The organism is Mycolicibacterium hodleri, from assembly GCF_025822245.1.
In the GTDB taxonomy this organism is placed as follows: Bacteria; Actinomycetota; Actinomycetes; order Mycobacteriales; family Mycobacteriaceae; genus Mycobacterium; species Mycobacterium hodleri.
The window spans coordinates 118,631-126,081 of the sequence record NZ_JACKTL010000027.1 but is presented as its reverse complement, the minus strand read 5'-3'; the positions used below and the strand labels follow the sequence as shown (position 1 = coordinate 126,081).

At 69.2% G+C, this 7,451-nt stretch carries 7 protein-coding genes and 1 pseudogene; 6 read left to right on the top strand and 2 right to left on the bottom strand.

Annotated features, from left to right (window positions below; translation table 11 throughout):
• From H7J06_RS11330 to H7J06_RS11310, 5 genes and pseudogenes are all read left to right on the top strand, one after another.
• Nucleotides 1–472: pseudogene (locus H7J06_RS11330) on the top strand (DUF7159 family protein); the annotation flags it as partial.
• 80 nt (nt 473–552) lie between these two features.
• Entirely contained in the window at nt 553–1,893 is a 1,341-nt protein-coding gene (locus H7J06_RS11325; protein ID WP_264038938.1) for a UDP-glucose dehydrogenase family protein, read from the top strand.
• Nucleotides 1,894–1,902: 9 nt separating this feature from the next.
• A complete protein-coding gene (locus H7J06_RS11320; protein WP_264038937.1) occupies nt 1,903–2,229 on the top strand; it encodes a DUF1330 domain-containing protein in 327 nt (108 codons plus the stop codon).
• Nucleotides 2,226–3,563 carry a cytochrome P450 gene (locus H7J06_RS11315; protein ID WP_264038935.1) on the top strand — a complete coding sequence of 446 codons (1,338 nt, stop codon included), beginning with the start codon at nt 2,226–2,228 and terminating at the stop codon, nt 3,561–3,563. Before H7J06_RS11320 ends, H7J06_RS11315 begins: the two co-directional genes overlap by 4 nt.
• Nucleotides 3,564–3,565: 2 nt before the next feature.
• Nucleotides 3,566–4,315, top strand: a complete 750-nt coding sequence (locus H7J06_RS11310; RefSeq protein ID WP_264038934.1) for a maleylpyruvate isomerase family mycothiol-dependent enzyme — start codon at nt 3,566–3,568, stop codon at nt 4,313–4,315.
• Here H7J06_RS11310 and H7J06_RS11305 read toward each other — a convergent pair.
• A complete protein-coding gene (locus H7J06_RS11305) occupies nt 4,312–5,538 on the bottom strand; it encodes a YibE/F family protein (protein ID WP_264038933.1) in 1,227 nt (408 codons plus the stop codon). The genes H7J06_RS11310 and H7J06_RS11305 overlap by 4 nt on opposite strands.
• Before the next feature lie 41 nt (nt 5,539–5,579).
• Complete coding sequence (locus tag H7J06_RS11300) at nt 5,580–6,869, bottom strand: pyridoxal phosphate-dependent aminotransferase (RefSeq protein ID WP_264038932.1); 1,290 nt, start codon at nt 6,867–6,869, stop codon at nt 5,580–5,582.
• Nucleotides 6,870–7,036: 167 nt separating this feature from the next.
• On the opposite strand from H7J06_RS11300, the gene H7J06_RS11295 reads away from it, so the two are divergent.
• Nucleotides 7,037–7,450, top strand: coding sequence for a hypothetical protein (locus H7J06_RS11295; protein WP_264038931.1), 414 nt, complete (start codon nt 7,037–7,039; stop codon nt 7,448–7,450).
• The last annotated feature ends 1 nt before the right edge of the window (nt 7,451 follow it).

Here is a 7,451-nt window from a genome sequence, read left to right as displayed (position 1 = left end):
GAAGCGCCAGGTCTACGTTGCGCCACCGGAGGCGCCGCCCGCGCCGGCACCCGACCCGCCAGCCGCTCCGCCGGCACCCGACCCGGCACCGCCCGTGGTGGCCCCGCCGGTGCCCGCGGTCATCCCACCGTTGCTGCCCAACGTCTTCAACCCACCGGTGCAGCAGTATCCGCAGTACGGCCAGTACGGCCAGTACGGGCAGTACCCGCAGCAGCAGTCGCCGTGGCAACAACAACCGCAGTGGCAGCCGCAGCAGCCGCCGTGGCAACAGCAGCCCCAGAATCCGTGGCAACCGCCGAGCAACCAGGGTCCGTCTCGCGGCGACGACGGCTGGCCCGGCTCGAGCGGTCACGGTGGCTGGCCGGGCTCCGGTGGCAACGACGGCCGACCTGGCCGCGGTGACGACGGCCCCGGCGGAGGACGTGGCGGCGGCCAGAACTGCTTCCTGATCTTCTGCGCCCCCGGTCGCTGACGCCTACTCGTCACCCACCGTTGGTCTGCCGCTCGGTGTCACTTTGCGGTTAGCTCATCGCGCGAGCATATTCAGGCACTATGCGATGCACTGTGTTCGGTACGGGGTACCTCGGCGCGACCCACGCCGCGGGGATGGCCGAACTCGGTCACGAGGTCATCGGCGTCGACGTCGACTCGGGCAAGGTGGCCAAACTCGCCTCGGGTGAGATCCCCTTCTACGAGCCAGGGCTGCGAAAGGTGTTGCGCGACAACCTCGATGCGGGCCGACTGCAATTCACCACCGACTACGACGCGGCGGTCGACTTCGCCGACGTGCACTTCCTCGGCGTCGGAACGCCGCAGAAGAAGGGCGAGTACGGCGCCGACCTGTGCCACGTGCACGCGGTGATCGACCAACTGGTGCCTCGCCTCAAGCGGTCCGCGGTGATCGTGGGCAAGTCGACGGTGCCGGTGGGCACGGCGGCCGACCTCGCCGAGCGGGCGCGTCTGCTGGCGCCGCCGGGAGTCAGCGTGGAGATCGCCTGGAATCCGGAGTTCTTGCGGGAGGGCTTCGCCGTGCAGGACACGCTGCACCCCGATCGCATCGTGCTTGGCGTGCAACCGGATTCACGCCTGCCCGAGGCCGCGATGCGCCAGCTGTACGCCCCCATCCTCGAGACCGGCGTGCCGCTGCTGGTCACCGACCTGCAGACCGCCGAGCTGGTCAAGGTGTCGGCGAACGCCTTCCTGGCCACCAAGATCTCGTTCATCAACGCCATCTCCGAGGTGTGTGAGGCCGCGGACGCCGACGTGACGATGCTCGCCGACGCGCTCGGTTACGATCCGCGGATCGGGCGACGATTCCTCAACGCCGGCTTGGGTTTTGGCGGCGGTTGTCTGCCCAAGGACATCCGTGCGTTCATGGCGCGCGCCGGCGAACTGGGTGCCAACCACGCACTGACCTTCCTGCGCGAGGTGGACAGCATCAACATGCGCCGTCGCACGCGGATGGTGGAGCTGGCGACCACGGCGTGCGGCGGGTCCCTGCTCGGGGCCAACGTGGCCGTCCTCGGCGCCGCCTTCAAGCCCGAATCCGACGACGTTCGGGACTCCCCGGCACTGAACGTCGCGGGCCTGCTCCAACTCAACGGGGCCACCGTCAACGTGTACGACCCCAAGGCGATGGACAACTCGCGCCGCGTCTTCCCGACCCTGAACTACTCGGCGTCGGTGCTCGAGGCCTGCGACCGAGCCGACGCGGTGCTGGTGCTCACCGAGTGGCAGGAGTTCGTCGACCTCGACCCGGCCGATCTCGCCGCGACGGTCCGCTCGAAGGTCGTCGTCGACGGCCGCAACTGCCTCGACGTCACGACGTGGCAGTCGGCGGGCTGGCGGGTGTTCGCGTTGGGCCGCCGGATACCGGAGCCCATTGCGTCGTAGCGTGCAGGCATGACCGTCTACGCGCTGAACCTGTTCGACGTCGCCGACCGCGACGAGTATCTGGCCTACTCCAAGCGGTCGGTCGCCGAGGTCGCCCGCTACGGCGGCAAGGTCGTGGCGCTGGGCAAGTTCCGCGAGAACGTCCAGGGCGAGGTCGCGGGCCGCCAGGTGCTGATCTTGGTCGAGTGGCCGGACGAGGATGCCTTCGACGGGTACTGCAACGACCCGACCCTGGCCGATCTGCACGCCCACCGCGAGAACGGAACGTCGGCGTACGTCTGGCAACTCTTCGACCGGTTGGACGATCTGCGACCGGTGCTTAAGCTCGGGTCATGACACGGGCGGTCCGGCCGAAGTTCAAGCAGCGAGTGCACTGGTTCGCGCTGCACGGGGTGATCAGAGGGCTGGCGGCCTTCGGGGCCAAGCGCGGCGACATGCAGGGCAGGCTGATCGCCGACCCCGCGGTGCGCGCAGATCCCGGTGGCTTCGCCGACGAGCTGCGCCGGCACGGTCCCTTGGTGCGCGGCCGCGCGGCGTGGCTCACCGCCGACCACGCACTGGCTCACCAACTTCTGCGGTCCGACGACTTCTCCGTCACCGCGATCGGCAAGACCCTGCCCGGACCGCTGGGATGGCTGGAGCAGAAGACGACCGTCAAGGGGCGGCTGCACCCGTTGCTGCCGCCGTCGATGCTGTCGGTGGAACCGCCGGAGCACACCCGCTACCGCAAGACCGTGTCGTCGGTGTTCACCACCAGAGCCGTTGCGGCGCTGCGGGAACGCGTGCAGCAGGCGGCGCTCGACCTGCTCGACGGCGTCGAGGCGGGGCCGACCGACCGCGTCGACGTCGTAGACGCCTACTGCGCCCAGCTGCCGGTCACGGTCATCGGCGACATCCTCGGCGTGCCCGACCACGACCGGCCCCGGATCCTCGAGTTCGGCGAGCTGGCCGCGCCGAGCCTCGACGTCGGCCTGTCGTGGGATCAGTACCTGCGCGTCGAGCGCGGCCTGGACGGCTTCAACACGTGGCTCGCGCAGCACCTCGGCCGCCTCAAGCGGCATCCGGGTGACGACCTGATGAGCCAGATCATCGCGGCCGGGGACGACAGCACGCGGCTCGACGACGAAGAGCTACGGGCGACCGCGGGCCTGGTGCTCGCCGCGGGGTTCGAAACCACGGTCAACCTGCTGGGCAACGGCATTCGGATCCTGCTCGAGCATCCCGACCAGTTGGCGAAGCTTCGCGACGACCCCGAGCTGTGGCCGGGTGCGGTCGAGGAGATCCTGCGGCTGGAGTCGCCGGTGCAGCTGAGTGCCCGCATGGCGCGCGTCGACACCGAGGTCGCGGGGCGCCAGATCGCCGCCGGTGAACTCGTCATCCTGTATCTGGCCGGCGCCAACCGCGACCCCGCGGTGTTCGCCGACCCACACCGCTTCGACGTCACCCGCGACAACGCCGGCAAGCACCTCTCGTTCTCCGGCGGCCGCCACTTCTGCCTCGGCGCGGCGCTGGCCCGTGCGGAGGGAGAGGTGGGGCTCCGGGCCTTCTTCGACCGCTATCCGGACGCGCGACTCGCCGGGGACGGCACTCGTCGCGACACGCGGGTGCTGCGCGGGTGGGCGACGTTGCCGATCACGCTCGGCGAGGCTCGTGCGGCGGTACCTTCTTAGGCGTGGACTTCCGCGCAACGCTGCTCGGGGAGACCCGGGCCCTCGGTGAGGTCATCCGAACCGCCGACCCCGAGACTCCGGTGTCGTCCTGCCCCGGTTGGACGATGAATCAGCTGCTCAAACACGTAGGGCGGGGCCATCTCTGGTCGGCGCAGATCATCGCCGAGCGGCGGCACGACCCGCTCGACCCCCGCGACGTCCGGGGTGGCAAGCCGCCCGGTGACACCGACGGTGCGGTCGACTGGCTGAACGCGGGCGCCCAGGCGGTGATCGACGCCGTCGACCGCGTGGGGGCCGAGACCCGGGTGTGGACGTTCAACGGGCCGAAGCCGGCGGGCTGGTGGATCCGCCGTCGCGTGCACGAGGCAACCGTCCACCGCGCCGACGCGGTCCTCGCCGTCGGCGGCACCTACGAGCTGCCCGCCGAGCTGGCGGGCGACGGCATCAGCGAGTGGATCACCCTTGCCGCCGCCGGGGCCGACCGCCACCACCCGCCGCTGGCGCGGGGCACGACGCTGCACCTGCACGCCACCGACGACGGGCTCGGCCCCACCGGGGAGTGGACGATCACCAATGACGAGGACGGCCTGGGGTGGTCGCACGCGCACGCCAAGGGTGAGGCGGCGGTGCGCGGCAGCGCCGTCGACCTGTTCCTGGCGTTGACCCGGCGTCGCACCACCGCCGACGCGGGTCTCGAGGTCTTCGGCGACGAGGCGGTCTGGGACACCTGGCTCGAGGCCACCCCGTTCTAGGCCTTCCGGGTCTGCGGTGTCGCGAGCACGGCGGCGATGCCCGTCGTCAGCGGCACCGACAGGGCCAGCGCGATGCCGCCGACCGCGGACCGTGTGACCTCGATGGCCACGCTCTCACTGGTCAGCACGTCGCCGAGGGATCGGTTGGCGACGCTGAACAACAGCAGCAGCGGCAGTGCGCTGCCGGCGTAGGCCAACACCAGCGTGTAGACGGTGCTGGCGATGTGGTCGCGGCCGACGCGCATCGCGCCGGTGAAGATGGCCCGGCGGTTGGCGCCGTGCTCGGCGATCTCGAAGGCCGTCGACGCCTGGGTGACCGTCACGTCGTTCAGCACGCCGAGTGACCCGATGATGAACCCGGCGAGCAGCAGGCCGGTGATCGACACGTTGCCCAGGTAGGCGGCGACCTCGTTGTTCTGGTCCTCAGACAAGCCGGTCAGGTGCACCAATTCGATTGTCGCCCAAGACAATCCGGCCGCGAGCAACAGCGCGGTCAGGGTGCCGAGCAGGGCGGCACTGGTACGCAGGCTCACCCCGTGCGCAAGGTAGATGACGGCGTACAGGATCGCCCCGGAGGCCACCAGGGACACGGGTACGGCGGGGGCCCCGTCGCGCAGCGCCGGCAACAGGAACACCATCAGGACGCCGAACGCCACCGCGATGCCGACGATCGCGCGCAGGCCGCGCCACCGGGCCACCGCGACCACCACGACCGCGAACAGCGCCGCCACGATCCCCAGTGGCCAACTGCGCTCGAAGTCGTAGAAGGCGTACGTCGTCGTGCCGTTCTGGTCGACCTGTCTGCTGACGCGAACCTCGTCGCCGACGGCGAGGCTCGGCTGGCCGGGCCCACCGCTGAACTCCAGCAGGGTGTCGGCCCCCTTGTTCGGACCCGAACCGATCTCGACGAGGGATTGGACGCACTCCCCACCGCCGAGTTGCGCGGCGACCGGGGCGGACGTCAGCACCCCGCCCGCCGAGGGGCTGCCGCACGGGCCCTGGGCGCTGGACACCACGCGGCCGGATTCGGTGGTGACGGCGCCGCCCGCGGCGTTCTGGAACGGCAGCGGCACGTCGACGCTGCTGTGGCTGGGCCACAGCAGCACCATCCCGCCGATGACCGCCACCCCGATCGCGACGAGCAGTCCGACGACGATCTTGGCCGCCATCGGCCCAAGTGGCGCTGGACCGGAGGACATGGAGTGCGAGTGCGAATGCGCCACTCGGCCAGGGTAGAGGTGGTCGCGAGAGGTACTGGTGGTGACTACTGCCGGTAGCTGGCCAGGAAGTTGCCCAACCGGTCGATGGCGTTGGTGAGGTCACGGGCCCACGGCAGCGTCACGATGCGAAGGTGATCGGGTGCGGGCCAGTTGAATCCGGTGCCCTGCACCACCAGGATCTTCTCCTGGAGCAGCAGGTCGAGCACCAACTGCTCGTCGTCGTGGATGTCGTGCACCTCGGGGTCGAGGCGGGGGAACGCATAGAGCGCACCCTGAGGCTTCGCGCAGGACACCCCGGGAATCTCGTTGAGCGCGTGCCAGGCGACGTCGCGCTGTTCGAGCAGTCGGCCACCGGGTAGGACCAGGTCGTCGATGCTCTGGTGGCCACCGAGGGCCACCTGAATGGCGTGCTGCGCAGGTACATTCGGGCACAGCCGCATGTTGGACAGCAGGTTGATGCCCTCCAGGAAGCTGGCCGCGTGCTCCTTGGGTCCGGTGATCGCCAGCCAGCCGGAGCGGTACCCGGCCACGCGGTAGGCCTTGGACAATCCGTTGAACGTCAGGCACAGCTGGTCGGGTGCCACCGACGCCATCGCGATGTGCTCGGCGTCGTCGTAGAGGATCTTGTCGTAGATCTCGTCGGCCAGCAGCAGCAACTGGTACTTGCGGGCCAAATCCGCGATCTGCTGCAGGTTTTCGCGGCTGTACACCGCGCCGGTCGGATTGTTCGGGTTGATCACGACGAGCGCCTTGGTGCGTTCGGTGATCTTCGACTCCATGTCGGCGATGTCCGGCATCCAGCCCTGCGTCTCGTCGCACAGGTAGTGCACGGGGGTCCCGCCCGCCAATGCCGTCGACGCCGTCCACAGCGGGTAGTCCGGCGCGGGAATCAACACCTGGTCGCCGTTGTCCAGCAGTGCCTGCAGCGTCATCGTGATGAGCTCGGAGACACCGTTGCCAAGGTAGACGTCGTCGACGTCCAGATACGGGAAACCGTCCACCAGTTCGTATTTGGTGACCACTGCCCGGCGGGCCGAGACGATGCCCTTGGAGTCGGAGTACCCCTGGGCGTAGGGGAGTGCCTGGATCATGTCGCGCATGATGACGTCGGGCGCCTCGAAGCCGAACGGGGCGGGGTTGCCGATGTTCAGCTTGAGGATGCGATGGCCGTCCGACTCGAGGCGCGCCGCGTGCTGGTGCACGGGCCCACGGATCTCGTAGAGGACGTCCTGCAGCTTCGTGGACTGCGCGAACGTGCGTTGCCGTGGCTGATTGCTCGTCTGCCAGGGCACCTGGTTGTTACTCACGGCGTCAAGTCTCCCATGGCTGTTCAAGCGTATTTCCTCGCCGGATGCCTCCGGTCTGGGTCGAACGCAGAGTCCGTTCGCCGTCATTCGTGCGGCAGATCGGACACGGCCCGGCAAATCCTGGCCACGGTCCCACGATTTGCACCGGGGTGGCTGTTAACTTGCTGAGTCGGCATCGGTCGGAGGGCGCGGAGATGAAGTTCGTAGTAACACGCACGCTGGCGTCGGCCGCGGCGATCATGGCCGTCGCCGTCGGAGTGGCGTCACCGGTCCTCGCCGATCCGCCTCTGCTCAACGGCACGTACTCCGGCGGCGACGTCCTCAACCTCTGGTCGATCGCGACGACGTGCGGCCCCACGGGGTGCACGGGCAGCGTCTCCAGCAATCAGGGCTGGACCGTCCCCGCGACCTTCGCCAACGGGATGTGGAACTTCAGGATCACCAAGCCCGACGGTGCCATCTGTGCTGACGGCAGCTACGCGCCTGCCTACATCTCGCTGACCCTCGATCCGGCGACGCTCGCCGGCACGATCACCACCGATTCCAACTACGACTGCCCCGGCGGCACGATCACTCAGGCACCGTTCCAGCTTCGCCAGGTGAGCTGAG